Origin of the sequence: Flavobacterium sp. FPG59 (genome assembly GCF_002150205.1) — a bacterium.
Lineage (GTDB): Bacteria > Bacteroidota > Bacteroidia > Flavobacteriales > Flavobacteriaceae > Flavobacterium.
Genome location: NZ_MTCA01000403.1, coordinates 1 through 1,042, shown reverse-complemented (window position 1 = coordinate 1,042; position 1,042 = coordinate 1). Strand labels below are relative to the sequence as shown.

Sequence of the window (1,042 nt, the reverse complement as noted above, 5' to 3'; positions counted from 1 at the left end):
ATATCAAATCATATATTAATATTAAATTATGACTTCGCAACTATATAAAGCAAATACAAGAGGTACTGCCGATTTTGGCTGGCTTCAGGCTAATTTTTCTTTTTCGTTTGGAAACTATTTCAATCCAGAACGTGTACAATTTGGAATGTTGCGCGTACTAAATGACGATACCATTGCTGCAGGCGCAGGTTTTGGTACGCACGGTCACGCCAATATGGAAATCATCACGATTCCACTTGAAGGTGGCTTGATGCACAAAGACAGCATGGGTAACGAAGGCATTATTCGCTTTGGCGAAGTGCAAGTAATGAGTGCCGGTAGCGGAGTGGAACATTCTGAAATGAACGCCAGCAAAACAGAACGCGCTAAGACTTTACAGTTATGGGTTTTTCCAGATACAGAAGAAGCAACACCTCGCTACGACCAAAAATCATTTGACCTAGAACAGCACAAAAACACTTTCATAAACGTAGTTTCACCAAAAGACCAAAACGATGGAAACGCGCTTTGGGTGCACCAAAAAACGTTTTTCAACTTAGGTATTTTTGACGAGAACACTGCGGTAAACTACCCGATTCAGATTCCTAACAACGGGGTTTATTTATTTTTGATAGAAGGTGAAATTGAAATAAACAACCAAATTCTGACTGCAAGAGATGCAATCGGAATAACCGCGACAACTGCAATTGACATTAAAATTAATAGTACGGCTAAAATACTGTTGATTGAAGTACCAATGCAGCAGTAACCATCCTTATTTTTATGGAAATTAAAGACAATACATTTTCGAGACAATTTGAAACCAACAGCCCTCAAGGATTACTCGCTGTGGAGTATTCTTTTCAAGAAAAGAAAATCTTTCTCACCAAAATTCACAAACCAGAAGGATTTAATGATGAAGATTTTTTGAATGATTTTCTAAAAAGTATCTTAGAAAATGCCATCGAGCAAAAGTGGAAAGTAGTTCCTATTTTACCACGAATTGTTCAGTTTTTTAAAAAATTCCCCCAATACAAAGAATTACTTCCTCCCGGAATTAGAT

At 37.4% G+C, this 1,042-nt stretch carries 2 protein-coding genes; both read left to right on the top strand.

All coding sequences use genetic code 11. From position 1 onward, the window contains the following. Positions 1-28: 28 nt before the first annotated feature. A complete protein-coding gene (locus FPG59_RS16310; RefSeq protein WP_086455558.1) occupies positions 29-748 on the top strand; it encodes a pirin family protein in 720 nt (239 codons plus the stop codon). Between the two features lie 14 nt (positions 749-762). Continuing rightward, a partial coding sequence (locus FPG59_RS16305; protein ID WP_086455557.1) for a GNAT family N-acetyltransferase occupies positions 763-1,042 on the top strand: 280 nt, incomplete at its 3' end.

Excerpts from the sequence above, each read along its gene's own strand:
- FPG59_RS16310 (WP_086455558.1), top strand. The coding sequence starts at position 29 with ATGACTTCGCAACTATATAAAGCAAATACAAGAGGTACTGCCGATTTT.